This is a genomic window from Rathayibacter sp. PhB151, from assembly GCF_004366415.1.
Lineage (GTDB): Bacteria > Actinomycetota > Actinomycetes > Actinomycetales > Microbacteriaceae > Rathayibacter > Rathayibacter festucae.
Genome location: NZ_SOEN01000008.1, coordinates 78,032 through 104,190, shown reverse-complemented (window position 1 = coordinate 104,190; position 26,159 = coordinate 78,032). Strand labels below are relative to the sequence as shown.

The window sequence follows — 26,159 nt, the reverse complement described above, 5'->3', positions numbered from 1 at the left end:
GATGAGAACGACTCCTGGCTGATGGTTCTGCGCGGGAAGGGCCGGCTAGGCGCGGGCCGCCTTGACGTATGCGACGAGGGCGTTCGCGTGCCCGTGGCCGAGACCGTGCTCGGTCTTCAGCCAGGAGACGACCTGCATGTGCGTCTCGGAGTCGAGCCGCTCGTCCACCAGGTCGAGCCACTCCTGGACCGGACGGCCGTAGGTGGTCTCGATGCTCGGGAAGTACGACGCGGGGCCCTTCGGCTTCGAGCCGTCGGCGGGAGGCTCGGGTGCGAGGACGCGCGAGGGGGTCATGCCGGTCACTGTAGCGGCGCCGGGTCGGCGGGTCTCGATACGCGGCTGCGCCGCTCCTCGACCAGCATGAAGGAGGCGCCGCCCTGCGATGCCGGGTCGGCAGAGCCATGCCGATCGAGTAGCCCTCGCAGAGGGCGTATCGAGATCCACCCGCCTGGAGACGTGGGGTCTCGATACGCGGCTGCGCCGCTACTCGACCAGCATGAACGGCCCGCCCCGCCCCACGGCAGCCCGCCGGCCGCAGCGTGCTGATCGAGTAGCGCCCGCAGGGCGCGTATCGAGATCCGCCCCTCCGGGCACGGCGGGTCAAACCTGCAGCTGCTCCCTCGCACCCTGAGCTGCTGACGCGACGCGACGCGACGCGGCTGCGGCCCCTCGTTCCGCGTCACGCCCTTGCCGACCCCGGTGATTCGGAGGACGCTCGTAACCATACGCAGAAGACCATGCCGATGAGGCCGGACACCGGTCGGTCCTTCTTCGACGAGGAGGAGAAGACGGATGCAGAGGACGGGCGGAGGAGCGATGAGGTCCCTGGGCGGCGAGGTCCGGAGGGAGCTGCGCGGCGCGGTCGCCTCCCGGCTCCTCCTCGTCCTCCTGCTCGCCGGCGCCGTCTTCGCGGTCTGGAGCGCGGTGACCGACGTCGGCAATGCACGGTCGACGGCGGCGCTGTTCGAGAGGACCGCCGCGGAGTACCGCTCGGCCGGGCACTCCGTAGAGGAGGCACTGGCGGAGCCCGTGAGCGTGACCACTCACGAGGACGGGCGGACGGAGATCGACAATCCTCTCCGCTACGACTTCGAGGCGGCGACGGCGGCCTCGGCGGCGCTGACTCCGCTCGGAGCGGTCGGCACGGGGCTGAGCCTCGCGGTGTTCCTCGTGACCCCGCTCCTCGGCTACGCGACGGGGCTCTTCGCGGCGACCACGGATCTCCGCGGCGGATCGATCATCGTGCGGTGGCCGCAGGTCCGCCGGGCGCGCACCTTCGTCGGCGCGAAAGCGGCGCTCCTCGTCATGGCCGTCCTGGCCTTCGGCGCGGCGCTCGTGCTGACGGCGGCCGTCGCCGGGCTCGTCACCGCGCAGCTGAGGCCGTTCCCCGTCGACGGATCGTCGCCGCCGCCGTCCGCCGATCCCGCGGCGGTCGGCGCAGTGGCGGCCGCCTTCGTGCTGATCGGGGTCGCGTTCGGGGCGCTGGGCTTCCTCGTCGCGACGCTGACACGGGAGCGCGCGTTCTCGCTCACCGTCTTCGCCCTGGCCTACTACCTGCTGCCGATCCTGGGGCCGTGGGACCCGCGGAACCTCGTGCCGAGCGTCGCGGCGCCGTGGCTCGTCTTCCACGGCGGGTTCCAGCCGCGGGCCGTCGGCGACCTCGGCGTTCCGCTGAGCGCGCTCGCGCTCGGCGGCGGAGCGCTCCTGCTCCTCGGCGCGAGCGCGGCGGTGTGGTCACTGCGCGACAAGACCCCGCGGGGCGTCTGAGCGGCGCCGGCGCTGCCGCCCTCGGCGTCCACCGCGCTGGGGACGCGGGGTCTCGATACGCGGCTCCGCCGCTACTCGACCAGCATGCAGGGGGCGCCCCGCGGCAGCACCCCGACCGAAGCGCGCTGAACAAGCAGCGCCCGCAGGGCGTCCGCAGCATGCTGATCGCGTAGCCCTCGAAGCGGGCGTCTTGAGATCCACCTCGCTCGGGACAGGGCCGCGCCCAGCATCAGCCGACACCGCCCGGCCTTCCCCGTCAGCGGAGGGACCCTCTTCTCACGCCGGCCGTCAGCGCTGCTGGTCGAGCGAGCTCTCCCCCGGCGCGGGCTCGAGGTCGTCCGACGACGGTTCGGGAAGGACGTCGTCCGCCGGCGGCTCCGCGCACAGGTACTGCGCCGAGATCGTGCGGTACGAGCGGGTGAGCATCGCGGCGCCGGCCGCGACCACCATGATCACCCCGCCGATCAGGAACACGAGCGCGATGCCCCGCCCGACCCCGTCGCCGAGCAGCCAGCCGTACGCCGCCCGCCCGTCCGCCGACTCCATGTACGGGATCAGCGCGAACTCCGCGATCGGCGCGATCAGGAACGCGGTGATCGGCGCCGCCGCCGATTCCAGCGCGGCCGCGAAGCCGAAGACCCGCCCCTGCGTCTCGAACGGCACCACCTTCTGCACGACCGTCTGCTCCGCCGCCTCGACCGCGGGGATCAGCGTCATGTAGACCCAGATGCCGCCGGCGTACAGCCACCACCAGTCGCGGAGGGTGAAGACCGCGCCGATCACGCCCATCGCCATCACGAGCAGCAGCATCGTCCGGATCGGGTTCCGGCCGAGCCCGAGCTTCGCGACCAGCAGCCCGCCGATGATGAAGCCGGTCGCGGTCACGCCGAGCACGACGCCCCACAGCTCCACCGGGAACAGCTCGAGCCCGTAGGGATCCATCAGCGCGAGGTACACGCCGCCGATCAGATTGTTGAAGGTCGAGAAGACGATCAGCGCGAAGAGCCCGGTCGCCGCGCGCACCGCCGTGATGCTCCCCCGCAGATCGATCAGCGGGGCCCGCGAGCCGGCCGCCGCGGGGATCGCCTCGGCGATCCGCAGGAACAGCAGGTGCACGAGTGCCGCGGCGGAGACCCCGATCGCGATCAGCAGCGTCCAGCCCATGCCGAGCAGGCCGATCGAGAGCCCACTGAACACGCTCGTCACCACGAAGGCGAGCCCCTGCACCGTGCCGACCAGGCCGTTCGCGTTCGCGTGACGCTCCACCGGCACCATCAGCGTCACCGTCGTCGACAGGGCGATGTTCCGCATGTTCTCGATCACCGCGCCGAACAGGACCGTGCCGGAGAAGACCCAGAACCAGGGCCCGCCGAAGTCCAGCAGCGTCGCCTCCGGCAGCGCGAGGTAGAGGCCGCCGGCGACGCCGAACGACACCAGCGTCACCGCCCCGGCGAACAGCATCACCCGGTGCTTCCGGTGCCGGTCCACGATCGTGCCGAAGGCCATCGCGAAGACCGCGACGAGCAGCATGTACGCGCCGCCGATGATCCCGGTGGCGAGCACCGACCGCGTCTCGAGATACACCCAGAAGGTCAGCGCGAACCAGAGGAAGCTCGTCGTCACGTTCGCGACCGCGGTGTTGACGAGGATCCAGCCGAAGGTGCGCAGGCTCGCCGCGCTCGGCTCCGCGGCGGGTGCGCCGCCGGCCTCGGGGACGGTCGAGGACATGGCTTCCCTCCGCTCGGCGACGGCCTGCCCGGAGTCGTCCCGGACCGCCGTCGCAGCCACCCTAGGCCCGCGCCGCCGACCGGTCGAGAGGCGACCGGGAGAGCAACGCGACCTCTCCGCGGACGCCGTCGCGTCACTCCGCTCGCGGCAGCGCCACCCTCATCCGGTAGAACCGGTCGGCCGTCCCCGCGAAGACCGCGAGCCGCTCGGCCGGCGAGAGCTGCGCCGTCAGCGCGTCGAACGCCGAGTACAGCTCGGTGAAGGAGCTGTAGAGCCCGTCCACGGGGAAGTTGCTGCCGAACATCGATCGGTCCGGCCCGAAGACCTCCAGGGTCTCGAGGACGAACGGCGCGATCGACTCCCGGGTCCAGGAGTGGTCATTGGTGCCGAGCGCCGAGATCTTGACGACGGTGTTCTCCTGCGCGGCGACCGCGGCCAGGCCCGCGCGCCACTCGGCGACCGACTCCGGATCCCGCCCGATCGGCATGCCCAGGTGATCGAGCACGATCGCCGTCCCCGGGAAGTCCGCGGCGAGCGCCGCCGCCTCCGCGAGCTGCGCGGGGAACACCTGCAGATCGAACGAGAGCCCCAGCCCCTGCAGCCGGCCGAAGTTCGCCCGCCAGACCGGATCGCCGAGGATGTCGCCCCGGTCCCGGTGGCTGAAGACCGGGTCCGGATGCCAGTTCAGGATGTCGCGGACACCGCGCGTGACCGCGAACGCGGCGTGCTCCTCGAGCAGCCGCGGCGCCTCCGGATCGAGCAGCGACACGTGCGCGACGTGCACGGTCGGCACCGCGCTCTCCCGCGCGAGCGCGTCGATCCACGCGGTCTCGGCGAGCGCGTCCGCGGCTCCGTTCTCGACGTGCACCGAGGCGAGCAGGGTCACGCCGCGGGCGTCCGCGCGGTAGTCGTCGACGCTGTAGGAGCGGCGGAGCGGGCGGTCGTCGCCGTGGTAGCGGAACGGCTCGGCGGGTCCCTCCAGCCACGGGTACGAGCGGCGCAGGTCGGTGAGGTGGTGGTGCGCGTCGATGACGACGAGGTCAGGCATGCGGCTCCTCCGGTCGGCGGGCGAGCCCGGCGAGCGTGCGGTGCACGCCGGTGTGGTCGAGGTCGCCGTCGCCCTCGGCGATCATCCTCTCGAACAGCGCGGTCACCGCGGCGGTGGTCGGCAGCACGACGCCCTCCGCGGCGGCGGACTCGGCGATGAAGCGCAGGTCCTTGAGCTGGTTGCGGGCGCTGCCGCCCTCGGCGAAGTCCTCGTCGAGCCACTTGCGGCTCTTCTGCTCCAGGACCTCGGTGCGCGCCAGTCCACCCTGCAGGAGCTCGACGACCGTGGCGGGGTCGAGGCCGGCGCTCCGGGCGAGCAGCAGAGCCTCCGACACCACGGCGACGGTGCCGGCGACGACGATCTGGTTGCAGAGCTTGGCGGTGGCGCCCGCTCCGCTCGGTCCGAGGTGGCGGACCGTGCGCCCGAGCCGCTCGAAGACGGGGAGCACGCGGGCCACCGGCTCGTCGGCGCCGCCGACCATGATGCTGAGCGTCGCGTCGCGGGCGCCGACCGTTCCGCCGCTGAGCGGGGCGTCGACCACCTGCACACCGTGCTCCGCGGCGAGGCGGCGGGCGAGCCCCGCGACCGCGACCGGCGAGATCGTGCCGTGCACGACGAGCACCGGAGCGGCGATCCCCGCCGCGCGCCAGCCCACGAGCAGGCCGTCCTCGCGCTCGAGCAGCGATTCCACCTGCACCAGATCGGGCAGCACCGTCAGCACGACATCGCCGGCCGCCGCCGCAGGGGTCGGCGCGACCACGGCGCCGAGCTCCGCGAAGGGCGCGGCCCGCGACGCCGTCCGGTTCCACACCGTGAGCGCCCCGCCCGCGAGCAGGTTCCGCGCCATGGGCGCGCCCATCGGTCCGAGGCCGAGCAGCGAGAGCTTCACGCGCCGGCCCCCGCGGGCGCCACGTCGGCGAGCTCCTGCGGCGCGACGTCGTCGAGCAGCACCCGCGCCTCGAAGCCGAGCAGCTCGCGGGAGCGGGTCAGGTCGAGCCCGACCGCGCGCCCCTCGAGCCGCCCGCGCGGGACGTCCGGGGCGATCGCGTCGAGCGCGTCCGCGGTGCTCCCGCGCAGATAGGTGAGCGGAGCGGCCACCAGGATCCCCGGCGCCGGCGGCGTCTCGTGCAGCAGCGCCGCGAGCACGGCCCGCGCCGAGTCCGCGGCGTCGAGATAGCTCCAGCCCTCCGCCGCCTGCCGTCGCGGGTCGGCCGCCAGCACCGCCCGCAGGTGCGCGCCGAACACGCGGCCGCCGTCCACGGTGATGTCGCGGACCAGCGGGTAGCGCAGCCCGGTGAGGCTCAGCCCCCAGGTCGCGTGCGCCATCCGCGCCGCGTCCTCGGTCGCGAGCTTCGACAGCGAGTACTCGTCCGAGATCCGCGGCACCGCATCCTCGGAGTAGGGGAAGACCGGCGGCAGCACCTGCTCGGCGCCGAGCGGGTAGCCGTTGGCGTTGATGCTCGAGGCGTAGACGACCTTCGCGACACCGGCCGCGGCGGCGGCGGCGAACACCGCGAAGCTGCCCACCGCGTTCACCCGGTAGGTCTCGACCGCGTCCGCCATGCCCAGCCCGGCGTAGCCGCCGAGGTGCACCACCGCGTCCTGCCCGGCGACCGCCTCCGCCAGCACGGCCGGGTCGGTCACGTCGCCGACGATCGAGCGGACGTCCGCGTCCGACGCGACCCGGTCCAGGACGGTGACCACCGCCCCCTCCGCCTGCAGCGCCGCGACCGTGGGCCGGCCGATCAGCCCGCAGCCGCCCGTCACGAGGACGCGGGCCCCGTCGAGCATCGTCAGCCGCGCCGTCATGCGCGCACCGACGGCGTCGACTCGGTGGGCGGGGCGGAGACGTCCTCGCGCTGCTTCTTCCTTCCCCGCGAGAGCATCGGCCAGCCCTTGCTGCCCTGGTCGAGCGTGACCGCGATGAGGACGACGAGTCCGGTCACGATCTGCTCGTAGAAGCTCGGCACGTTCAGCAGCACCAGGCCGTTGGTGAGAGCGCCGAGGATCAGCGCGCCGACCAGGGTGCCCGCGATGCGGCCCTCGCCGCCCATCAGGTTCGCGCCGCCGATGACCGCGGCCGCGATCGCGGTCAGCTGGTACGGGCTGCCCGCGTCCGGCTGCGCCGCGTTGATCCGGGCGACGATCACCAGGCCGGCCAGCGCCGAGAGACCGCCGGAGATGGAGTACACCGCGATCTTCACCCGGTGCACCCGCACGCCGGAGAGCCAGGCGGTCTCCTCGCTGCCGCCGACCGCGATCACGTTCTGGCCGAAGACGGTCTTGCGCAGCAGCAGCCAGGCCGCGATGCCGACGACCGCCACGATCAGCACGACGACGGGCACACCGCCGACGTAGCTGTTGAGCAGCAGGATGAACTCCTTCGGCACGTCGTAGACCGGCTTGCCGTTCGTGGCGACGTACGCGCCGCCCTGGAAGACGCTCATCGTGCCGAGCGTCGCGATGAACGGCGGCAGGTTGAGCTTGGTGACGAGCAGCCCGTTGATCCCGCCGCAGACGAGACCGAGGACGATGCCCGCGGCCAGTCCGAGCAGCGGCGGCACCCCGCCGTTGACCAGCAGCGACGCGCTGACGATGCCGACGAAGCTCGCCATCGCACCGACCGCGAGGTCGATGCCGCCGGTGATGATGACGAAGGTCAGGCCGATGCCGATGATCGCGTTCACGCTCGCCGACACCGCGACGTCGCGGAGGTTCCCGAGGGTGAGGAAGTTCGGGTTCAGGACGCCGAGGACGACGAAGAGGACGACCGCGGCGAGGTAGATGCCGAAGGCCTGCAGGTTGAAGGAGCGGCGGGGCGGCGTGGCGACGCCCCCGGTCTCGGGGGAGGTCATGAGATTCCTTTCGCGACGCCCATGGCGTTGGTGACGATGCTGTGCTCGGTGATGTCGTCGCCGATGTGCTCGGAGACGAAGCGGCCCGCCCTCATGACGAGGACCCGGTCGCTGAGGGAGATGATCTCGGGCAGGTCGCTCGAGACGACGATCACCGCGTGCCCCTCGGAGGCGAGCTGGTCGATGAGCTCGTAGATCTCGACCTTGCCGCCGACGTCGACGCCCTTGGTCGGCTCGTCGAAGAGGAAGACGCTCGCGCCGAGCCAGATCCACTTCGCGATCACGATCTTCTGCTGGTTCCCGCCGGAGAACTGGCGGGCGTTCAGCCGGACGTCGGCCGGGCGCAGCGACATCCGCCGGCCCATCTCCTCCGCCGTCGCGATCTGCCGCTTCGTGCTGATGAACGGACCGAAGCCGTTGAGCTGCCGATCGGAGGTGAGGGCGACGTTCGCGTAGGCCGGGGTCTGCAGCACGAGTCCCTGGTGCTTGCGGTCCTCCGGGATGAAGGCGATCCCCGCGTCGCGGCTGTCGCGCGGCGAGCGCACCTTGAGCGTGCGGCCGGCGAGCCGGACCGTGCCCTCGCTGCCCTCGTCGGCGCGGATCAGCGCGCGGAGGAACTCGGTGCGCCCCGAGCCGACCAGGCCCGCGATGCCGACGACCTCGCCGCGCCGCACCTGGATCGACTCCGGCCCGACGCCGCTCGGGTGCGTGACGCCGGAGGCTTCGAAGTGCACCTCGGCGTCCGCGGCGACCGGGTGCCGCCGCTCGAACGAGAGCAGCTCGCGCCCGACCATCCGCCGGACGATGTCCTCGGAGGACGTCTCGGCGATCGGCGCGTCGTAGGCGGGCCGCCCGTCGCGGAGGACGACGACCGTGTCCGAGACGCTCATCACCTCCGGCATCTTGTGCGAGACGTAGATCACGCCGACGCCCCGCCCGTGCGCGATCTCGCGCACCCGGGTCAGCACGCCCTCGACGTTGTGCTCGAGCATGCTCGTCGTCGGCTCGTCCAGGGCGACGATCTTGGCGCCGAAGGCGAAGGCCCGCGCGATGGTGAGCGCGTGCCGCTGCGCCGGGCTGAGCCGGCCGACCGGCGTCCGCCCGTCCATCGGGAAGCCCATCCGGTGGACGTCCTGGAGGGCCTGGTCGAGGTCGTCCTGGGCGGAGGCGCGCTGCGCGCGCGTGCGCCCGAGCAGCAGGTTCTGCGTCACCGTGAGCTGGGGCACGATGGCCGGCTCCTGGTGCGCGATCCGCACCCCCTCCGCGAGGGCCTGGCGCGAGGTGTACTCCATCCGCCGCACGCCGTCGATGGTGATCGAGCCGCGGTCGGGGCGGAGGGCGCCGCCGAGGATGTTGAGCAGGGTGCTCTTCCCCGCGCCGTTCTCGCCCGCGAGGGTGCGGATCTCCCCGCGTTCGAGGGTGAAGCTCACGCCGTCCAGGGCGCGGACGCCCGGGAACGACTTCGCGATGCCGCGGACCTCGAGCAGATGCTCGGCCATGTTCCGTCTTCTTTCCTGATCGAGAGGGGCCTTGCCGAGAGTGTGCTCCGCCGGAGGGGTCCCGGCGGAGCGCGGGGTCAGCCGCGGGTCACGGCATCCCGGTCTCGTAGTCGGCGACGTTCTCGCTGTCGATGATGAAGGCGGGCACGTCGATCCAGCCCGGCACCTCCTTGCCGGCGAGGAGCCAGAGCGCGGCGTCCACGCCGGTCGCGCCCTCCGTCGTCGGCAGCTCGCTGACGGTGGCGGTGTAGTCGCCGGCCAGGATCTGCTTCTTGGCCTGCGGGATGCCGTCGGTGCCGACGAGGATCACCTTCCCGGTGAGGCCCTTGGCGTCGATGGCGGCCTGCACGCCGAGCGCCATGCCATCGTTCTGCGAGTAGAACGCCTTGATGTCGGGGTTCGCCGTGAGCATCGTGGTCGCGATCTCCTGCGCCTTGGTCTGGTCCCACGAGGCGGTCTGCGAGGCGACGAGCTCGAGGTTCTCGTGCTTCGCGAGCGCGGCCGTGAAGCCGTCGCCGCGGTTGATCGCGTTGGAGGAGCCGGGGTCGCCCTCGATCATCGCGACCTGGCCGCCGTCCGGCAGCAGATCGGCGATGTAGTCGGCCGCCGTGGCGCCGATGGTGGTCGCGTCGGGGCCGACGTAGACGACACCGGAGACGTCGCTCTTCGCGTCGTTGAGCACGACGGCCGGGATGCCGTCGGCGAGGGCGGACTCGAAGACCGAGTCGAGGCCGGTCGCCGAGATGGGCGAGGCGAGGATCGCGGTGCAGCCCTGGTTCATCGCGCTCTTGGCCTTGTCGAGCTGCTCGGTGATCGAGGACTCGTCCGTGACGTCGAAGGTCTGGTAGTCGACGCCGAGCTCCTTCGCGCGGTTCTCGAAGCCGTCGCGCTCGTAGCCCCAGAACTCGTTCGAGAGGGTGCGGGTGATGTAGCAGAGCTTGGCGCCGTCGGGCACGGCCGGGTCGCCGAGCGAGGAGGTCACCTCGTCGACCGGGGTCTGCGCGGAGGAGTCGACGAGCGACACGATGTCGGCGCCGGAGCCGCCGGCGGCGGCACCTCCGCCGTCGCCGTCGGGCGAGGCCGAGCAGCCGACGAGGAGCGTCAGGGAGGCGAGCCCGGCGAGGGCGGCGCCGGTGGCGCGGGTGGGGAAGGACATGGGAGGGGGCCTTTCGTCATCGGAAGGTGGGACGGGGTCGTGCGGGGTCGCGGATCGCGAGGGTGGTGCGGAGGCGGGCCGGGCGGAGGAGGCGCCCGGCCCGAGGGGGTCAGGAGGCGAGCAGCGCCTCGGTCTCGCGGCGCAGCTCGAGCGCCTCGGCGAGCGACTCGTCGATGATCACGTCGTCCCAGCCGACCGTCGCGCCCTGCGCGACGTCGTGGCGCAGCTCGACGTGGTGGGCCAGGGCGACGGGGAGCGCCCCGATGGCGACCGAGTGCTTCGCGGAGACGAGCTTCCCGTAGACGGTGAAGCCGCCCTCGCCGTCGAGGAACTCGCCGGCCTTGAGGTCCTTCTTCGCGGTCGCGACGACGTCGCCGTAGAAGCCCTCGGGGTGCCCGGTCGAGATGCCGCGCAGCGCCGCGTTGGCGATCGACACGTTCAGCTCGAGGCCGACGTAGTGGTACGGCCGGTAGAGCGCCGCGTACTGCTTGGTCGGGTCCGGGTGCCACGGGTACTCGTCGAAGCAGGTGGACACGTAGGGGTTCGTCGCCTTGACCACGACGTAGACGCCCTCCTGCGTGTTGTGCGGGATGAGGGAGCCGTCGCGCCGGACACTCGACATCACGTCGACCGTCCCCTCGTGGTCGAGGGCGCCGCCGATCGAGCTCGGCCGGCTGATCGTCGCGATCTCCTCGACGTCGCCCGGCGTGAAGGTGAGGCCGGAGTCGGAAGGCACCAGGCCCGCCGCGTTCGCGACCGCCGCCATCTCGATCGCGGCCTTCGTGCCGTCGCGGAACGAGGTGTGCATGTACGGGTTGAGCTGGCCGGAGTCGGTCAGCTCCTTGCTGAACTCCCAGTTCTCCCAGACGTTGTCGGGGTTCATCTGGTGGTAGTGCTCGAGGTACTTGGCGCCCTTGCCTGCGCAGACGACGTCGAACCCGCTGGTGCGGGCCCAGTCGACGAGCTCCATGATCAGGGCGGGCTGGTCGCCGTAGGCCATCGAGTAGACGATGCCCGCGGCCTCGGCGCGCTTGGCGAGCGCGGGGCCGGCCAGCGCGTCGGCCTCGACGGTGACCATGATGATGTGCTTGCCGGTCTCGATCGCCCGGAGCGCGTGGTGCACGCCGACGATCGGATTGCCGGTCGCCTCGACGATGACGTCGATGTCGTGCTCGAAGAGGACGGCGGCGTTGTCGACGATGGTGGTCGTCCGGTTCGCGAGCGCCTCGGGGATGTCGGCGGCCATCGCCTCGGCCGGCCAGTCGACCAGCTCGAAGGCGCCGCGAGCCCGCGCGACGTTGACGTCGGCGATGGCGACCACGTGGACGCCGGGGATGTTGCGCGCCTGCGAGAGGTACATGGTGCCGTAGCGCCCGGCACCGATCAGCCCGACGCGGATGGGGCGGCCCTCTCGTTCGCGATCGCCGAGGAGTTTGTACAGGTTCACGGTGGCCTCTCTGGTCCGGGGGCGCACGGACGCAGAGGGCCGCCTCGGGGGCGGAGGACGTCGTCGTCGTGCGCAGTCTTCGTGGGGGAAGTGCTGCTCGCCGGCCTCAGTGGAACCGGTACCAGTTTTGTACCAGCAACGATTAGAGTGTGTCAACAGCGGGCGCGGCGGCCCGGTCCGGCGCCGATACGATTGCCCGACAGCTGGGGAGGAACCGTGCAGAAAGCACCGACGATCCGCGACGTCGCGCGCAGTGCGGGCGTCTCGGTGTCCGTCGTGTCGCGCGTGCTCAACGACGGGACCGGCCCGGTCGCCGTCGACACCCGGCGCCGTGTGGTCGAGGCGATCGAGCAGCTCGGCTTCCGGCCGCGTGCCGCGGCCCGCGAGCTGAGCCACGGTCAGACCCTGTCCATCGGCCTGGTCCTGCCCGACCTGACGAACCCGTTCTTCGCCCGCCTGGCCGACAGCGTCGTCTGGGAGGCGCGCGCCCGCGGCGCCCAGGTGCTCCTGATGACGACGCAGGAGGACTCGCACGTCGAGGGCGAGTCGCTCACCAGCCTGCTCGACCGCTCGGTCGGCGGCGTCATCGCGACCCCGTCCGGCGAGAACCTCGAGAAGTGGTCGCGGCTGCGCCGGGCCGGGATCGACGTCGTCTTCGTCGACCGCACGACCCCCGGTCTCGACGACGTCGACGTGGTCAGCATCGGCAACTCCGCCTCCGCCGCCCGGGCGACCGATCATCTCCTCGCGCTCGGCCACCGCCGGATCGCGATCGTCTCGGGGCCGCTGCGCACCTCGACCGGCCAGGCGCGCGTCGCCGGCTACCGCGCCGCCCTCGCCGCCGCCGGGCTGCCGATCGACGGCACGCTGATCCGCGAGGTCCCGTTCCGCGGCGACATCGGCGGCGAGGCCGTCGCCGCGCTGCTCGCGCTGCCGGAACCGCCGACCGCCCTGATCGTCGCCAACACGGCGCAGGTGCGCAGCGCCGTGCACCGCCTGTTCCAGCTCGGCGTCGCGATCCCCGAGGCGCTCTCCGTGGTCGTCTTCGACGACAACCCGTGGAGCGAGCTCGTCACCCCGCCGCTCAGCGTCGTCCGCCAGCCGATCGACATGCTCGCCCGGCACAGCGTCGACCTGGTGCTGGCCCGGATGCAGGGCCGGATCCCCGACGCCCCCCAGCACATCGAGGTCCAGGCCGACCTCGTCATCCGCTCCAGCTGCGCCGCCCCGGTGCAGCGCTGACTCCGCCCCACCACCCCTCCACGAAAGGCACTGCCATGTCCGACCCCGTCGTCGTCACCGCGATCTTCACCCCCGTCGAGGGCAAGCGCGACGCCCTCGTCGCCGCCCTCTCCCCCGCCATCGCCGAGGTCCACGGCGAGGACGGCTGCGAGCTCTACGCGATCCACGACTCCCCCGACGGCACCATCGTCATGCTCGAGAAGTGGACCAGCGCCGAGGCCCTCGACGCCCACGGCGCCGGCGACCCCGTCGTCCGCCTGAACGCCGCCATCAAGGGCCTCGTCGCCGCGCCCCCCGTCGTGACCCGCCTGTCCCCGATCCCCGCCGGCACCGCCACCCAGGGCGCCCTCTAGCCCCGGACCAGCACCGACTCGCCCGAGAAGGCCCGTTCTCCACCCCGAGAACGCGCCTTCTCGGGCGACTCAGCGCCGCACCGCCGTCAGCTCGGACGGCCCACCGAGGCGCGCTCGATCAGGCGCGTCTCGAGCTCGAGCCGCGTCGCGCTCGAGGACAGCGGCCGGGCCGCGCGGTGCGCCTGGTGCAGCATCCGGAAGGCGGCGGCCCCCATCTGGGCGATCGGCTGCTGGATCGTGGTCAGCGGCGGCGTCGCCCAGGCCGACTCCTGCACGTCGTCGAAGCCGATCACGCTGAGGTCGTCCGGGATGCGCAGGCCGGCCAGGTCGGCCGCGTCGTAGACGCCGAGCGCCATGGTGTCCGAGAGCGCGAAGAGCGCCGTGGGCCGGATCAGCGTGTCCGCCAGCATCGCGGAGGCGACGACCCGCGAGCGGTCGCGGTTCCAGCCGCCGTAGACCACGCGCTCCCGCGGCAGCGGCACCCCTGCGTCGCGCAGCGCCGTGCTGAAGCCGTCGAGCCGGGCGCTGCTGTAGAGCTGCCCGCGGGCGCCCGCGATCACGCCGATGCGGGTGTGACCCTGGGCGAGCAGGTGCTCCGCCGCCATCCGGCCGCCGTCCCAGTTGGTCGCGCCGACGCTCGCCACGTCGGCGGGTGGGCGGGTGATCGGATCCACGATCACCACGGGCAGCTCGGCCGTGGTGAGCAGGTGAAGCTGCGCCGCCGTGACGTCCACGAGGACGACGATCGCGCCGAGGGACGAGCGGCGCAGGAGCCGGTTGACCCATTCCCCGTCGGGCCGCGCGCGGGTGAGCACCAGGTCGACGCCGGCCGCCGCGGCCTCCTCCTCGATCCCGCCGAGCACGGGCCCGATCCAGGTGCCGTCGAGGTGGCCGACCACGACGTCGACGATGTGCGCGACGTGCGGGTCCTCCGCCGGCGGGCGCAGCCGCGGCCGGCGCCGGTAGCCCAGCTCGTGCGCGGCCTCCATCACCCGCAGCCGGGTCGCCTCGGAGACGTCGGTGCCGCCGCTCAGCACCTTCGAGACCGTCGGCACGCTCGTCCCCGCGCGCTCGGCGATGCGCGCCATCGTCGGCCGGGGAGCGGCACCGCTGTCGTCCATGCCCCCACTGTAGAGCAGAACGAGTTGCGAAACCCAGCCGCGAGACGAGCGCTGCAAGACCCCGGATACCGCCTTGCCCACGACTCTCCGCGGGTGCAGACTGGTCACACACGGGCGGCAACGGCAACAGAGTTGCGCAACTACCGTTCGATGACGAACCGCGGAGCGATCCGCCGAGCACCCCGAGGACACCGATGACCGACCTCCCCCCGTCCACTCCCGCCAAGAGGGCGCTCGTCGTCCGTGGCGGCTGGGACGGCCACCAGCCCGTCGAGGCGACCGAGCTGTTCCTCCCCTTCCTCGCCGAGAACGGCTTCGAGGTGCGCGTCGAGGAGTCGACCGCCGTCTACGCCGACGAGGACTACCTGCGCACCGTCGACCTGATCGTGCAGTCCAACACCATGACCTCGATCGAGTGGCCCGAGTTCCTCGGCCTGCGCGCGGCCGTCGAGCGCGGCACCGGCCTGGCCGGCTGGCACGGCGGCATCGCCGACTCGTACCGCAGCAACTCCGACTACCTGCAGCTGATCGGCGGCCAGTTCGTCTCGCACCCGGGCAAGCACCCGGACGAGCGCACCGGCGAGCAGTCGGACAACTACGTCCCGCACACGATCGAGATGACGGCCCTCGCGGCCGACCACCCGATCACCCAGGGCATCGGCGACTTCGAGCTCACCACCGAGCAGTACTGGGTGCTGCACGACGACTACAACGACGTGCTCGCGACCACCACGCAGGCCGTCCGCGAGTGGGACCCGTGGCACCGCCCGATCACCTCCCCCGCCGTCTGGACCCGCCAGTGGGGCGAGGGCCGCATCTTCGTCTCGACCCCGGGTCACCGCGTCGAGATCCTCCAGGACGCCAACGTCCGCACCATCATCGAGAGGGGACTGCTGTGGGCCTCCCGCTGAGAGTCGGCATCATCGGAGTCGGGAAGATCAGCGAGCAGTACCTCGCGAACCTCCCGACCTTCCCCGGCCTCCGCCTCGTCGCGGTCGCCGACCTGAACACCGCGCGAGCGCAGGAGGTCGCCGACGAGCAGGGCGTCCGCGCCCTCTCGGTCGACGAGCTGATCGCCGACCCCGAGGTCGACGCGGTGCTCAACCTGACCATCCCCGCCGCGCACGTCGAGATCGGCACCCGCGCCCTGAAGGCCGGTAAGCACGTCTTCGCGGAGAAGCCGCTCGGCCTGAACCCCGCCGAGGCCGCGCCGATGCTCGACCTGGCCGAGGAGCTCGGCCTGCGCTTCGGCAGCGCCCCCGACACCGTGCTCGGCACCGGCGTGCAGACCGCGCGGCAGACGCTCGACTCCGGCCTGATCGGCACGCCGATCGCCGCGCAGGTGCACTGGGCCGCGCCCGGCCACGAGCGCTGGCACCCGGCACCGGAGTTCTACTACCAGCCCGGCGGCGGCCCGCTGCTGGACATGGGCCCGTACTACCTGACCGCGCTGGTGCACTTCTTCGGCCCCGTCGTCCGGGTCACCGGTCTCGCGACCCGCTCGGACCGCCCGCGCACCATCGAGTCCGGCCCGCGCGCCGGCACGCCGATCCCCGTCTCGATCGACACGCACATCAGCGCCCTGCTCGAGCACGAGAACGGCGTCACCTCGACCGTGATGGTCAGCTTCGAGGTCTGGCGCACCCGCGCGCCGAAGTTCGAGATCTTCGGGACGGAGGGCACCATCGCCGTCCCCGACCCGAACATGTTCTCCGACCCCGTCGAGGTCGCGGTGCGCGACGAGGACTGGCGGGTCGTCCCCGACTCCGCCGGCGTCGTCGACACCGGGCGCGGCGTCGGTCTCGCCGACATCGCCGAGGCGATCGAGGAGGGCCGGCCGCACCGCGCCTCCGGCCGCCTCGGGCTGCACGTCCTCGAGATCATGGACGCGATCCTCCGCTCGAGCGCCGAGAAGGCGGTCGTCGAGATCGAGTCCAGGGTGGAGCGGCCCGAGCTGCTCCCGCTGCGGACGGCCGCCGGCGAGCCGGTCGGCGAGCCCGTCCGCGCCTGACACCGCCCGCGCCCGCAGGCACCACCCGAATCGACCCGCGCCGGCCGCGACCTCTCCCTGGTCGCGGCCGGCGCGCCCCTTCCGAGGAGACCCCCGATGACAGCACCCCTCCGCGTCGCCATGATCGGCCACGCCTTCATGGGCCGCGCTCACGCCCAGGCCTGGCGGACCGCCCCGCGCTTCTTCGACCTGCCGCTGCAGCCCGAGCTCGCCGTGGTCGTCGGCCGCGACGAGGGCCGCGCGCGGGCCGCCGCCGAGAACTTCGGCGCGGCCGAGTCCTCGATCGACTGGCGAGCGGTGATCGCCCGCGACGACATCGACCTGATCGACATCTGCACCCCGGGCGACCAGCACGCCGAGATCGCGATCGCCGCCCTCGAGGCCGGCAAGCACGTGCTCTGCGAGAAGCCGCTCGCGCGCTCCGTCCCCGAGGCGCGGACGATGACGGAGGCGGCCGCCGCGGCGACCGGCTTCGCGATGTGCGGCTTCAGCTACCGCCGCACCCCGGCGCTCGCGCTCGCCAAGCGCTTCCTCGAGGAGGGCCGGCTCGGCGAGATCCGGCACGTCCGCGCGCAGTACCTGCAGGACTGGCTGAGCGACTCCGAGGGACCGCTGACCTGGCGCCTCGACAAGGAGAGGGCCGGCTCCGGCGCCCTCGGCGACATCGGCGCGCACAGCATCGACACCGCGCAGTGGCTCACCGGGCAGACGATCGACGGCGTCTCGGCGATGCTGCGCACCTTCGTCACCGAGCGCCCGGTCCTCTCCGCGCAGGCCGGCCTCGGCGGTCGCGCCGAGGAGGGCGCCGAGCGCGGCCCGGTCACCGTCGACGACGCCGCGCTGTTCACCGCGACGCTGAGCGGAGGCGCCGTCGGCGTCTTCGAGTCGACCCGCGTCGCCACCGGCCGGAAGAACGCCAACCGCATCGAGATCAACGGCGAGACGGGCTCGATCGCCTTCGACTTCGAGCGGCTGAACGAGCTCGAGTACTACGACGCCCGCGACCCCGAGGACGCCCAGGGCTTCCGCACCATCCAGGTGACGGAGCCGGTGCACCCCTACGCCGCCGCCTGGTGGCCGACCGGGCACGGGCTCGGCTACGAGCACGTCTTCAGCCACCAGGTCGTCGACCTCGTCACGGCGATCGCCGAGGGCGTCCAGCCCACGCCGTCGTTCGCCGACGCCCTGCAGGTGCAGCAGGTGCTCGACGCCGTCGAGCGCAGTGCCGCGGACGGCTCCCGCCTCACGGCCGTCGCCTGACCGGGGCGTCCTGACGGAGGCGTCCTGACCGGGCCGTCCTGACGGAGGAGTCCCGACGGAGACGCCTCGACGGAGACGCCTCCGCGGGCGGTGGCTCACGGGTCACCGCCCGCGGAGGTGCTCGATCGAGACGGCCTTCGCGTCCGCTCGAGGGCCGTGCGTCCTGACGCGTCGACCCTCCTCCGATTCCCGACACGGCCGCAGGCCCCTTTCGGGGGGAGGGACGCCGGAGGACCCCGTAAACTGGGGACCTGGGGGTTCGAGTGGGTCCCCCGAGTGGGGGAGTGCTGCAGTGGGGATCGGTTTCCGGACCGCAGGGGAGCTGCGCGTCCTCGCGGGTGCTCGTCTGCACCCCGTCGTGGGCCCGACCCTCAGCCGCTCCCACGACCGCTCCCGGCTCTCGGCCGGGCTGTCGATGCCCAGCGGCCCCGGTCTCGTGCGGCCCTCGCCGCTGGCTCAGCCGTGGGAGGCGCCGCTCATCCGCCTGATCCGCGCGGGCGCCCCCGCGTCCGAGCTGCACGAGGCGACCGCCGCCTCCCCCGAGGGCTCGAAGCTCGCCGCCGTGATCGAGCTGGTCCGCGACGCGCTGTCGCGCCGGGAGGACGACCGCGCCCTCCGACTCGCCGGCTGGCTGGTGCGGATGCGCTACGACCCGTCCGCCGACCCGTTCCTCCGCCGCTACGGGATCGTCCTCACGGCCCACCTGCCGCTCAGCGCCGGACTCGACATCGACGTCCCGCTCGACGCGACCGCGCTGCGCCTGCTCTTCGCAGAGCTCGCCGCCGCGGACGACCCGGCCGGCGCCACGGCCGCCGTCGAGACACTCCCGCCCTCGACGCTGGCCGCCTCGACGCTCGCCTCGCTCTACTCCGCCCGGCGGCGCTGGGGCGACATGGCGCAGTTCTCGGCGCCGGTGGTCAACGTCGACGCGCCGTCCGCCGCGGTCCTCATCCGCCGCGGCGTCGCCCTGCGCGAGCTCGGCCTGATCGAGAGCGCCCTCGAGGCCTTCGACCGCGTGGTGCGGCCCAATGTCACGACCGCCCGACCCGTCGAGCTCCGGATCGAGGCCCTCTACGAGCGGGCCAGCACCCACCTCGCCGACGGCCGGCGCGCCCCGGCCCGCCGCGACCTCGAGCGCGTCCTCGCCCAGTACCCCGAGAGCCCCGAGGCCCACGAGCTGATGGCCGCCGTCGGCCGCTGACCCGCCCGTCGTCGCCCCCCCCACTCCTCAAAAGTTGCGGTAGTCGCCAGCGAGTACCGCAACTTCTGCTGAATGGATTGCCGTCGCCGGATCATGCGGGCGAGAAGCCCGCAGCGGGCAGCACCCCCTGCTGATCGAGTAGCCCGTGCAGCGGGCGTATCGAGATCCCCCCACCGCAGGCAGCGGAAAGGGGCGCCCCCGTCACCGGGAACGCCCCTCCACCTCCGATCGACCGGCTCAGCCCTCGGCCTTCGAGGGCTTGCCCTCGGCGGGCAGCACCTCGACCGGGGTGTCGCGCGGATCCTCGCCCTCGGCCTGCGAGGGCTTGTCGGCCTGGTCGTCCGGGTCCTCGACGGGGCTCGGGGTCTGGTCGCTCATCGCAGTCCCTCCGGCTCGTCCGAGGTGGCGGACGGCTCGGGGTGCGCCTCGAACTCCATCCAGGCCCGGTCGAGCGAGGCCTGCGCCGAGGCCGGCTCGCTCGCGAAGTAGCCGTCGTAGATGGCGCGTCCGCCGTGCTCCGGCAGGTCGCCGCGGCCGGCGTAGGTCTGGGCGAGCTCGCCGACCTCGTCGTCCCTCTTCTCCTGGTCCCGCAACCACGCGGGGAAGGTCTGCGTCATGGTGACACCTCTCTCTCCTCCTTCCAGACAATCCCTCCGACCAGCGGGCTGCAAGCCCTTGCCCCGGGCGTTCGCCCGCCGCGATCAGGGGCCGCGAGCACTGCGAGGATTCCGGTATGGACAGCAGCGAGCACTCCCGCCGCCCCGACGTCACGAGCGTCGACATCGTCGGCGGCGCCGAGCCGCTCGCGGTCGGACTGCACGCGTACGACGAGGGCTGGCCGGCGGCGTTCCGCGAGCACCAGCGGCGGATCGCGCAGGCCCTCGCCGCGCTGGACGTCGCGATCGAGCACATCGGCTCGACGTCCGTGCCCGGCCTGGCCGCGAAGCCGATCGTCGACATCGTGGTCGCCGTCCCCGACATCACCGCGGAGGAGGACTACCTCGCCCCGCTGCTCGCGGCCGGTTACCGGCTGCGCGTCCGCGAGCCCGGCCATCGCCTCGTCCGCACCCCGGAGCGCGACGTCCACGTGCACCTCTACGCCCGCGGCGACGCCGCGATCGAGGAGTACCTCCTGCTCCGCGACCACCTCCGCCGCGACGCGGCCGACCGCACCCTCTACGAGGCGACCAAGCGCTCGCTGATGGAGCGGAGCTGGGCCGACATGAACGCCTACTCGGACGCCAAGACCGAGGTGATCGAGGCCGTCAAGGCGCGGGCGCGAGCTGCACGCGGCGACACGGCGACGTCGGGCTCGACGCCGGCCTGAGCCCCGGTGCGTCGCCTCGCGCCGGTTCGCCGAACGGCGTTGCCCGCCGCGCCGCCGTCGCGTGAGGCTGGACGGATGCATGCCGACGAGTACGTGTCCCCCGAGGAGCTCCCCGAGCCGCCGACGCTGGACGTCGTGACGCGGTTCTTCCGAGGCCCGCTCTTCACCCTCACGCCGCAGCCGTCCCTGGAGGAGTGGGTGTCCTCGGCCTCGGCGCGCGATGCGGGCGGGGAGATCCTCTTCGACGAGGCATCGATCGGCTACACCTTCTGGCGCAACCCGGACGACCACGACGACCCCGCGAATCTCGAGGAGCTCGACGGCGAGCCGGGGCCCTCGCCCGACGCCTCGCCGACGCATCCCGTGCCCGAGTGGATGGCGGAGATCGCCGCCAGGATGCCGTACCCCCAGCTCTGGGACGCGGTTCGGACGAGCGTGGCGGAGGAGCACTCGCCGTGGCAGAGCATCGAGTTCGCGCTCCTCGAGCACGTGAACCGCATCCTGAGGAGCCGCCTCCGCAGCGAGCGCGCCGGTGGGAGCGACCCCGGCGAGCTCCTCGGCCCCGCGATGGACCTCGGCGTGGAGCACGGCGTCCCGCTCCTCCTCGACGGGCGGTGGGTCCCCGGCATCCGGATCGACACCGACCCGCACGTCCTCGGCGTCGGCGCCCACCTCGGCGACCGCTTCCTGACGGCCGTCGTCGACCGCGACCGCCTCCCCTTCCTCGACTTCACCTTCGTCACCCGCCACGCCCCCGCCTGAGCACCGTTGCTGGTCGAGCAGCCTGCGCAGCGGGCGTATCGAGAACCACCATCACCACGAGCCGAGTCCGCAGAGCTGAGGGGCTGACGGGGTCGGGTCTCGATACGCCCCTGCGGGGCTACTCGACCAGCATGCTTCCGCCGAGCCCCGCGTCGAGAGACCCGCCCCCCTTGCTGGTCGAGTAGCCCACTCCGCGGGCGTATCGAGACCCGCCATCGCCGAACCGCCGCTCGCCTCCCCCCGCCCGCCGCTCGCCTCCCCCCGCCCACCGCCGCTTCGCGCCGGGTCACCGCCCGCCGTTGCACCTGCCGAGGCGACGCGCAAGGCTCGGAGGATGTTCTACGACGAGAGCGCCCGCCTCGAGGACGTCCCGGTCCCGCCGACCCTCGACGAGGTGGCGCGCGCCTTCCCGGGCCCGCTGTACGGCTTCGTTCCTCAGCCGTCGCTCGAGCCGTGGACGTCCGGAACGGCGTCGAGCACCTCCGGCGGACGCGTCGAGATCGAGTCCGTGGCGATCGGCTACACGCTCTGGCTGAACCCGGACGACCACGACGACCCCGCCAACCTCGCGGAGCTCGACGACGAGCTGCGCGCCTCGCTCGACGCCCCACCGGTGCGCCCGCTGCCCGACTGGATGACCGCGATCACCGCCCGGATGCGCTACCCGTGGCTGTGGGAGGCGGTGCGGACGACCGTCGTGCACGAGCCGGCGCCGCCGTGGCACTCCGCCGAGAGCGTCCTCGTCGAGCACGTGAACCACATCCTGATGAACCGGTTCCGCGACGAGCGCGTCCGTGGCGCACTCCCCGGCGAGCTGCTCGGCCCGGCGACCGAGAAGTGCGTCGAGCACGACGTCCCGCTCCTCCTCGACGGCCGCCCCGTGCCCGGCCTCCGGATCGACACCGACGCGCACGTCCTCGGCGTCGGCGCCGACCTCGGCGACCGCGTCCTGACGGCCGTCGTCGATCGCGACCGCCTCCCCCTGATCGACCTCGCCTTCACCACCCTCCCGGTGCCGACCGAGTAGCCGCACAGCGGGCCCCCTTTGCTGGTCAAGTAGCCCGCGCGCAGCGCCCCCCTTTGTTGGTCGAGTAGCCCGCGCAGCGGGCGTATCGAGACCCACCCCGTCAGAAGCCGAGCTCGAAGCCCCCACCAGCTGAAGGACGGGGTCTCGAAGCTTCTATCTGTCAAGGGCGGCAGAGGAGTGGGAAGAGTTCGCGGCAGAGGGCTCGTTTGAGGAGGCGGATGGTGTCTTTGGTGGTTTTGCCGGCGGCGAGGTGGGTGTCGCGGTAGTCGCGGGTGCGTTGTTCGTGGCAGAGGCGGGCGATGACGATCTGGTAGAGCGCGCAGTTCGCTTGCCGGTTGCCGCCTCGGGAGAGGCGGTGCCGATTCGTTTTCCCGGAGGACACGGGTTGGGGGGCTGCTCCGAAGAGCTTCGCGAGAGCTGCTTCGGAACGGATCCGGTGCCCGTTCTCACCGACTGCGACGAGGAGTTCCGCGGCGGTGACCGCGCCGACGCAGTAGACCTCGAGCAGTCGTGGGGCGCGCAGTTCCACGAGCTCGGCGAGGGTTTCCTCGATGGCGGCGGCGTCCTCGTGCAGGGCGAGCCACCGGATCGCGTGCTGACGTAGCAGGCCGGTGAGGGTGTCGGTCACGATGTCACCGGTGCCCACCTCGGGAAGCTTCTTCAAGCGTGTCATGCGGGTTTTGCGGACTCCGGCGCGGGAGAGCTCTCGGAAGGAGTCCGGGGCGGTGATCAGGAACTGGTCGACTTGCCCTGCGATCTCTTTCTGCTGCTTCACCAGCATTTTCCTGGTTTTGGTCAGCAGGCGCAGCGCTTCAACGGTCGAGGTCGTGTCCTTCGGGAGGCGCGCAGCGGCGGTGTCGGAGAGGGCGCGGCGCGCGGCGGCTTCGGCGTCGAAGGCGTCGGTCTTTCCGCGTCGTCGGCGTTCGGCTTTGTCACCCGGGGGAACCTCGATCACGGCCACGTTCTGCGCGAGCAGGAACCGGGTCAGGGCGGCACCGTAGGAGCTGGTGCCCTCGACTCCGATGCGCAGCAGCGTCCCGAAGACGCTGATCCAGGACAGCAGCGCGGCGAACCCCGAGGTCGTCGCGGGAAACGCTTCGTCGGCCACGAGCCGGCCGGCGGTGTCCAGGACAGCGACGTGGTGGCTGTCCTGGTGGGTGTCGATGCCCGCGACGATCTCCTGACCGGTCTGGGCTTGCATCGTGTTTGTTGTCATGCTGGACACGTCCCTTCCAAGGGTCACGCGTCCGGTCAGTGGACAGACAAATCGGTGATGAGACCACAGGTCGGTCAGGCTTCTATCAAGTCATGACCAGCCGACCGGACGCTTTACGGTGTCGCGGGGTTCGACAATTCGAGACCAAGACAGCCCGGCTAGGCGTCAGATACGCGATCGAGTCAGGACCCCGCGACACCCCACAGACAATCACCGATACGCCGCTCCGGGGCTACTCGACCAGCATGATCCGGCCGGGCGCGACCCGCCGGTCGAGCAGCCCACGCAGCGAGCCCACTCTGCTGGTCGAGCCGCCCCGCGCAGCGGGCCCCCCTTGCTGATCGAGCAGCCCGCGCAGCGGGCGTATCGAGACCCACCCCGTCAGAAGTCGAGCCGGCAGAGCCCCCCTCAGCCGGCGCCGAGGTGCAGCCGGGAGTCGCACCAGCTCGCGATGCTCCGATCGTGGGTCGCGACGACCACGCTCGCGCCGTGACCGGCCAGCTCGGTCAGCACGTCGAGCACGGTCTCGCTGTTCTCGGCGTCGAGGGCGCCGGTCGGCTCGTCGGCGAGGACCAGGGTCGGGCTCTTGACCAGCAGCCGGGCGAGCGCGACCCGCTGCTGCTCGCCGCCGCTCAGCCGGGCGACACGCTCGCGACCCCGCCCCGCCAGGCCGACGCGCTCGAGCGCGCGCTCGAACCGGTCGCTGCGTCCGCGCCGCTCGCCGAGCGCGATCGCGAGGTTCTGCTCGACGGTCGCGGTGTCGACGAGGGCGTAGCTCTGGAAGAGGTAGCCGAGCCGATCCCGCCGGAAGCGCCGTCGGCCGTGCGCCCGCAGGCGGGTCAGCTCCTCCCCGTCGACCTCGATCGAACCCGAGTCGGGGGCGTCGAGGAGCCCGAGGCAGTTGAGGAGCGTCGACTTGCCGCTGCCGCTCGCGCCGGTGAGGGCGAGGGTGCTGCCGGAGGCGACGGTCACATCGAGCCCGCTCCACAGCGTGCGTCGGCCGTAGCCCTTGGCGAGGTGGGTGGCGAGGATCACAGGAGGCCTTTCCGTTCGGTCGGGATGAAGGAGTGGAGCGGGGAGCGCATCAGGTGTCGACGACGGGCGAGCGGCTCGCCCTCCGGTGGGCGAGGGCCAGGCACGCGAGGAGGAGCGCAGCGCTGGCCGCGACCACGCCGATGTCCAGCGCCGTCTGCTCGAGCAGGAAGTTCTCGGCGTCGACCGTGCCGAGGTCGATCACCGTGTGGACGTCCTTCGGATCTCGGAACCACTGCGGGACGACGGCGAGCGCCAGCGTCGCCGTCAGCAGCACACCCTCCAGCAGGAGCCCGCTCCGGTGCGCCGTGAGCGGTCCGAGCCCGGACAGCCGGTGCACGAACGCCCGCTTGCGGTCCTTCTCCACCAGCACCACCGCCGCGACGAGACCGGTGAGCAGCACGACGATCCCGCCGCTCACGAAGCCGACCACGTTGATCGCGTGGGCACCGAGCGCCCGCCGGTACTGCTCGTTCGCCTGGTACACCACTGGAGTGATGGAGGCCACGAAGGGGGAGAGACCGCCCACCTCGATCGCGGCCGGGAGCGCCGCGGGTTCGGTGAAGATCACTCCTCCCTGGGTGATCACCGCGACCAGCTCGGAGGCGGCGAGCACCCCGACCGATGGCAGAACGACGACGACCGGATCGACGAGCTCGGGCTCCGGGCGGAAGCTGTGCTCACCGGAGCCCAGGGTGACGAGGACCTGCCCTGACGGCACGACGTGCTCCGCGACGGGAAGACCGACGGTCGCGGGTGCCGGATCCGAGACGCTCGACTGCGTGTCCTGCCAGGAGTGCAAGTCGGCCAGCACGGACAGCCGGTGCTCAGCAGACGTGTCCTCCGGCTCGAGGACAGTGAGGACGCCGTCGGGGACCTCGGTCATCCGGCGCCCGTCGTCGCCGAGCACCTCGACCCTCCGAAGGTATCCCTCATTGACGAGCAGCACGTTTCCCTGGTCGCTGAGCCCCGGCGTGACGAAGATCATCCCGCCGGAGGCTTCCTGCGAGACGGCCAGATCGGCCAGTCGCCGATCAGCGGCGTGGTACTCGGACGGGCTCAAGTACCCGCCGATGCCGATCGTGACCGCGTCTTGCGCGACACTCCGGAGCTCGCGGCTGCGCCCCTCGATGTCGGCGACCCGGGCGCTCTGACCGAGCGCGGCGACGATCGCGAGGAGCACCAGCACCGCCGGGACCCGGACGGCGTAGACGCCGAGCAGCACCCACCAGCCGTCGATCTCGCCCTTCACCTGGTCGACGAGCCGGCGGCCGTCGGTGAGGGCGATCGCGAGGATCTGCGCGACGACCGCGGCGAGCAGGAGGAGCGCGAGCAGCCGACCGGAGAGCGCGAGGACCGTCGGCAGCTGCGCGAGGCCGTTCAGAGCGGCCGTCGCGAGAGCGACCGCCGCCACTCCGCCGACGGAGAAGGTGACCACCGGGAGCGCGAGGAAGCGCCACTCCGCGAGCAGGATCGTCAGGACCCCCGCGCCGTGCAGTCGCTGCACCCCGTGCGCCCGGCTCCGCAGCAGCGTTCCCGCTCCGACCAGAACGATGACGGCGAGCAGCGCGACGGCGAGTGAGCGCATCAGATCGCCGTACTCGCGGTACGTGTCGACGTCGATGCCCGAGGCGTAGGGCGCGACCCGGCCCGACCAGCCGCCGTTCTCGATGACCGCGAGCACCGCCTCCGCATCCGCTCGATCACCCCCGACCAGCCAGGCCCCGCGCGGATCGAGCAGGCCGAGGTCCTGCAGCGGCGCGACCGTCGTCGTGATCGCGGTGTCGACAGCGCCGTAGCCGTCGCGGAGCAGCTCCGCCGCGGTCCCCTCGCCTGCGACGTAGAGGTGGCGCACGGTCGCCGGATCCACCGAATCCTCGACGTACCGGACGATGTCGACACCACGATCGTCCGCCAGCGCCGTGAGGTCACGGTAGACCTCGCTCGCGGAGACCCGGGGTGTCGCGTCCTGCGACACGACGAGCTGCCAGCCCCCGTTCCACACCGGGCCACGCGCATCGAACGCGCGAACGAACAGGACGGCGAGCACCGCCGCCAGGACGACGGCCAGCACATAGCCGAGGACCACACTCTTGCTTCTCACAGC

Annotated in this window: 25 protein-coding genes; 10 read left to right on the top strand and 15 right to left on the bottom strand. The window is 72.4% G+C overall.

Annotation, left to right across the window (positions count from 1 at the left end):
* Positions 1-45: 45 nt before the first annotated feature.
* Positions 46-294 (bottom strand): DUF4287 domain-containing protein, encoded by a 249-nt coding sequence (locus EDF35_RS14235; protein ID WP_123706483.1) that lies wholly within the window; start codon positions 292-294, stop codon positions 46-48.
* A gap of 522 nt (positions 295-816) precedes the next feature.
* Here EDF35_RS14235 and EDF35_RS14230 point away from each other — a divergent pair.
* Positions 817-1,767: a hypothetical protein gene (locus tag EDF35_RS14230; protein WP_133962825.1), complete on the top strand. Its 951-nt coding sequence runs from the start codon at positions 817-819 to the stop codon at positions 1,765-1,767.
* A 288-nt stretch (positions 1,768-2,055) separates the two neighbouring features.
* On the opposite strand, the gene EDF35_RS14225 is transcribed toward EDF35_RS14230, so the two are convergent.
* The 8 genes from EDF35_RS14225 to EDF35_RS14190 all read right to left on the bottom strand — a co-directional run bounded on the left by EDF35_RS14225 (position 2,056) and on the right by EDF35_RS14190 (position 11,500).
* On the bottom strand, positions 2,056-3,495 hold the full coding sequence (locus EDF35_RS14225) for an MFS transporter (protein WP_133962824.1): 1,440 nt from the start codon (positions 3,493-3,495) through the stop codon (positions 2,056-2,058).
* A gap of 133 nt (positions 3,496-3,628) precedes the next feature.
* The gene (locus EDF35_RS14220) at positions 3,629-4,543 is read right to left on the bottom strand and encodes an amidohydrolase family protein (RefSeq protein ID WP_123706480.1); all 915 of its coding nucleotides are present in this window, start codon (positions 4,541-4,543) and stop codon (positions 3,629-3,631) included.
* The gene (locus EDF35_RS14215; RefSeq protein ID WP_243839990.1) at positions 4,536-5,432 is read right to left on the bottom strand and encodes an NAD(P)-dependent oxidoreductase; all 897 of its coding nucleotides are present in this window, start codon (positions 5,430-5,432) and stop codon (positions 4,536-4,538) included. Before EDF35_RS14215 ends, EDF35_RS14220 begins: the two co-directional genes overlap by 8 nt.
* Positions 5,429-6,352, bottom strand: a complete 924-nt coding sequence (locus EDF35_RS14210; RefSeq protein WP_133962823.1) for an NAD(P)-dependent oxidoreductase — start codon at positions 6,350-6,352, stop codon at positions 5,429-5,431. The genes EDF35_RS14215 and EDF35_RS14210 overlap by 4 nt, the downstream gene beginning before the upstream one ends.
* Positions 6,349-7,398 (bottom strand): ABC transporter permease, encoded by a 1,050-nt coding sequence (locus tag EDF35_RS14205; protein WP_133962822.1) that lies wholly within the window; start codon positions 7,396-7,398, stop codon positions 6,349-6,351. Before EDF35_RS14205 ends, EDF35_RS14210 begins: the two co-directional genes overlap by 4 nt.
* Positions 7,395-8,897: a sugar ABC transporter ATP-binding protein gene (locus tag EDF35_RS14200; protein ID WP_133962821.1), complete on the bottom strand. Its 1,503-nt coding sequence runs from the start codon at positions 8,895-8,897 to the stop codon at positions 7,395-7,397. The genes EDF35_RS14205 and EDF35_RS14200 overlap by 4 nt, the downstream gene beginning before the upstream one ends.
* An 88-nt stretch (positions 8,898-8,985) precedes the next feature.
* A complete protein-coding gene (locus EDF35_RS14195) occupies positions 8,986-10,053 on the bottom strand; it encodes a substrate-binding domain-containing protein (protein ID WP_133962820.1) in 1,068 nt (355 codons plus the stop codon).
* 109 nt (positions 10,054-10,162) lie between these two features.
* A complete protein-coding gene (locus EDF35_RS14190; RefSeq protein WP_133962819.1) occupies positions 10,163-11,500 on the bottom strand; it encodes a Gfo/Idh/MocA family oxidoreductase in 1,338 nt (445 codons plus the stop codon).
* A 216-nt stretch (positions 11,501-11,716) separates the two neighbouring features.
* Here EDF35_RS14190 and EDF35_RS14185 point away from each other — a divergent pair, with 216 nt between their 5' ends.
* A complete protein-coding gene (locus EDF35_RS14185; RefSeq protein ID WP_133962818.1) occupies positions 11,717-12,742 on the top strand; it encodes a substrate-binding domain-containing protein in 1,026 nt (341 codons plus the stop codon).
* Between the two features lie 35 nt (positions 12,743-12,777).
* Complete coding sequence (locus tag EDF35_RS14180) at positions 12,778-13,095, top strand: putative quinol monooxygenase (protein ID WP_133962817.1); 318 nt, start codon at positions 12,778-12,780, stop codon at positions 13,093-13,095.
* Between the two features lie 86 nt (positions 13,096-13,181).
* Here the strand turns inward: EDF35_RS14180 and EDF35_RS14175 are convergent, their stop codons facing one another.
* Complete coding sequence (locus EDF35_RS14175; RefSeq protein ID WP_208323076.1) at positions 13,182-14,216, bottom strand: LacI family DNA-binding transcriptional regulator; 1,035 nt, start codon at positions 14,214-14,216, stop codon at positions 13,182-13,184.
* Between the two features lie 194 nt (positions 14,217-14,410).
* Between EDF35_RS14175 and EDF35_RS14170 the strand changes: the two genes are divergently transcribed.
* The 4 genes from EDF35_RS14170 to EDF35_RS14155 all read left to right on the top strand — a co-directional run bounded on the left by EDF35_RS14170 (position 14,411) and on the right by EDF35_RS14155 (position 18,688).
* Positions 14,411-15,127 carry a ThuA domain-containing protein gene (locus EDF35_RS14170; RefSeq protein WP_133962816.1) on the top strand — a complete coding sequence of 239 codons (717 nt, stop codon included), beginning with the start codon at positions 14,411-14,413 and terminating at the stop codon, positions 15,125-15,127.
* On the top strand, positions 15,112-16,227 hold the full coding sequence (locus tag EDF35_RS14165; protein ID WP_133962815.1) for a Gfo/Idh/MocA family oxidoreductase: 1,116 nt from the start codon (positions 15,112-15,114) through the stop codon (positions 16,225-16,227). Before EDF35_RS14170 ends, EDF35_RS14165 begins: the two co-directional genes overlap by 16 nt.
* A 96-nt stretch (positions 16,228-16,323) precedes the next feature.
* Entirely contained in the window at positions 16,324-17,487 is a 1,164-nt protein-coding gene (locus tag EDF35_RS14160; RefSeq protein ID WP_123706471.1) for a Gfo/Idh/MocA family oxidoreductase, read from the top strand.
* A 292-nt stretch (positions 17,488-17,779) separates the two neighbouring features.
* On the top strand, positions 17,780-18,688 hold the full coding sequence (locus tag EDF35_RS14155) for a tetratricopeptide repeat protein (protein WP_123706470.1): 909 nt from the start codon (positions 17,780-17,782) through the stop codon (positions 18,686-18,688).
* Positions 18,689-18,925: 237 nt separating this feature from the next.
* On the opposite strand, the gene EDF35_RS20865 is transcribed toward EDF35_RS14155, so the two are convergent.
* Both EDF35_RS20865 and EDF35_RS14150 read right to left on the bottom strand, forming a co-directional pair.
* A complete protein-coding gene (locus EDF35_RS20865) occupies positions 18,926-19,066 on the bottom strand; it encodes a hypothetical protein (protein ID WP_159421935.1) in 141 nt (46 codons plus the stop codon).
* Positions 19,063-19,305, bottom strand: coding sequence for a hypothetical protein (locus EDF35_RS14150; protein WP_123706469.1), 243 nt, complete (start codon positions 19,303-19,305; stop codon positions 19,063-19,065). The genes EDF35_RS20865 and EDF35_RS14150 overlap by 4 nt, the downstream gene beginning before the upstream one ends.
* Positions 19,306-19,421: 116 nt before the next feature.
* On the opposite strand from EDF35_RS14150, the gene EDF35_RS14145 reads away from it, so the two are divergent.
* The 3 genes from EDF35_RS14145 (at position 19,422) to EDF35_RS14135 (ending at position 21,804) form a co-directional block, all read left to right on the top strand.
* A complete protein-coding gene (locus EDF35_RS14145) occupies positions 19,422-20,015 on the top strand; it encodes a GrpB family protein (protein WP_133962814.1) in 594 nt (197 codons plus the stop codon).
* Positions 20,016-20,090: 75 nt separating this feature from the next.
* Positions 20,091-20,777 (top strand): hypothetical protein, encoded by a 687-nt coding sequence (locus EDF35_RS14140; protein WP_133962813.1) that lies wholly within the window; start codon positions 20,091-20,093, stop codon positions 20,775-20,777.
* A gap of 334 nt (positions 20,778-21,111) precedes the next feature.
* Entirely contained in the window at positions 21,112-21,804 is a 693-nt protein-coding gene (locus EDF35_RS14135; RefSeq protein WP_133962812.1) for a hypothetical protein, read from the top strand.
* 160 nt (positions 21,805-21,964) lie between these two features.
* Here EDF35_RS14135 and EDF35_RS14130 read toward each other — a convergent pair whose 3' ends face one another.
* The 3 genes from EDF35_RS14130 to EDF35_RS14120 all read right to left on the bottom strand — a co-directional run bounded on the left by EDF35_RS14130 (position 21,965) and on the right by EDF35_RS14120 (position 26,156).
* Positions 21,965-23,020, bottom strand: a complete 1,056-nt coding sequence (locus tag EDF35_RS14130; RefSeq protein WP_166674119.1) for an IS110 family transposase — start codon at positions 23,018-23,020, stop codon at positions 21,965-21,967.
* 408 nt (positions 23,021-23,428) lie between these two features.
* Positions 23,429-24,055 carry an ATP-binding cassette domain-containing protein gene (locus EDF35_RS14125; RefSeq protein ID WP_133962810.1) on the bottom strand — a complete coding sequence of 209 codons (627 nt, stop codon included), beginning with the start codon at positions 24,053-24,055 and terminating at the stop codon, positions 23,429-23,431.
* Positions 24,056-24,104: 49 nt separating this feature from the next.
* Positions 24,105-26,156, bottom strand: coding sequence for a hypothetical protein (locus EDF35_RS14120; protein WP_133962809.1), 2,052 nt, complete (start codon positions 26,154-26,156; stop codon positions 24,105-24,107).
* Between the last annotated feature and the right edge of the window lie 3 nt (positions 26,157-26,159).

Bases quoted from the DNA above. Each gene is read 5' to 3' on its own strand.
- EDF35_RS14235 (WP_123706483.1), bottom strand. From the start codon at position 294: ATGACCCCCTCGCGCGTCCTCGCACCCGAGCCTCCCGCCGACGGCTCG.
- EDF35_RS14230 (WP_133962825.1), top strand. From the start codon at position 817: ATGAGGTCCCTGGGCGGCGAGGTCCGGAGGGAGCTGCGCGGCGCGGTC.
- EDF35_RS14225 (WP_133962824.1), bottom strand. From the start codon at position 3,495: ATGTCCTCGACCGTCCCCGAGGCCGGCGGCGCACCCGCCGCGGAGCCG.
- EDF35_RS14220 (WP_123706480.1), bottom strand. From the start codon at position 4,543: ATGCCTGACCTCGTCGTCATCGACGCGCACCACCACCTCACCGACCTG.
- EDF35_RS14210 (WP_133962823.1), bottom strand. From the start codon at position 6,352: ATGACGGCGCGGCTGACGATGCTCGACGGGGCCCGCGTCCTCGTGACG.
- EDF35_RS14205 (WP_133962822.1), bottom strand. From the start codon at position 7,398: ATGACCTCCCCCGAGACCGGGGGCGTCGCCACGCCGCCCCGCCGCTCC.
- EDF35_RS14200 (WP_133962821.1), bottom strand. From the start codon at position 8,897: ATGGCCGAGCATCTGCTCGAGGTCCGCGGCATCGCGAAGTCGTTCCCG.
- EDF35_RS14195 (WP_133962820.1), bottom strand. From the start codon at position 10,053: ATGTCCTTCCCCACCCGCGCCACCGGCGCCGCCCTCGCCGGGCTCGCC.
- EDF35_RS14180 (WP_133962817.1), top strand. From the start codon at position 12,778: ATGTCCGACCCCGTCGTCGTCACCGCGATCTTCACCCCCGTCGAGGGC.
- EDF35_RS14175 (WP_208323076.1), bottom strand. From the start codon at position 14,216: ATGGACGACAGCGGTGCCGCTCCCCGGCCGACGATGGCGCGCATCGCC.
- EDF35_RS14170 (WP_133962816.1), top strand. From the start codon at position 14,411: ATGACCGACCTCCCCCCGTCCACTCCCGCCAAGAGGGCGCTCGTCGTC.
- EDF35_RS14160 (WP_123706471.1), top strand. From the start codon at position 16,324: ATGACAGCACCCCTCCGCGTCGCCATGATCGGCCACGCCTTCATGGGC.
- EDF35_RS20865 (WP_159421935.1), bottom strand. From the start codon at position 19,066: ATGAGCGACCAGACCCCGAGCCCCGTCGAGGACCCGGACGACCAGGCC.
- EDF35_RS14150 (WP_123706469.1), bottom strand. From the start codon at position 19,305: ATGACGCAGACCTTCCCCGCGTGGTTGCGGGACCAGGAGAAGAGGGAC.
- EDF35_RS14145 (WP_133962814.1), top strand. From the start codon at position 19,422: ATGGACAGCAGCGAGCACTCCCGCCGCCCCGACGTCACGAGCGTCGAC.
- EDF35_RS14140 (WP_133962813.1), top strand. From the start codon at position 20,091: ATGCATGCCGACGAGTACGTGTCCCCCGAGGAGCTCCCCGAGCCGCCG.
- EDF35_RS14135 (WP_133962812.1), top strand. From the start codon at position 21,112: ATGTTCTACGACGAGAGCGCCCGCCTCGAGGACGTCCCGGTCCCGCCG.
- EDF35_RS14130 (WP_166674119.1), bottom strand. From the start codon at position 23,020: ATGACAACAAACACGATGCAAGCCCAGACCGGTCAGGAGATCGTCGCG.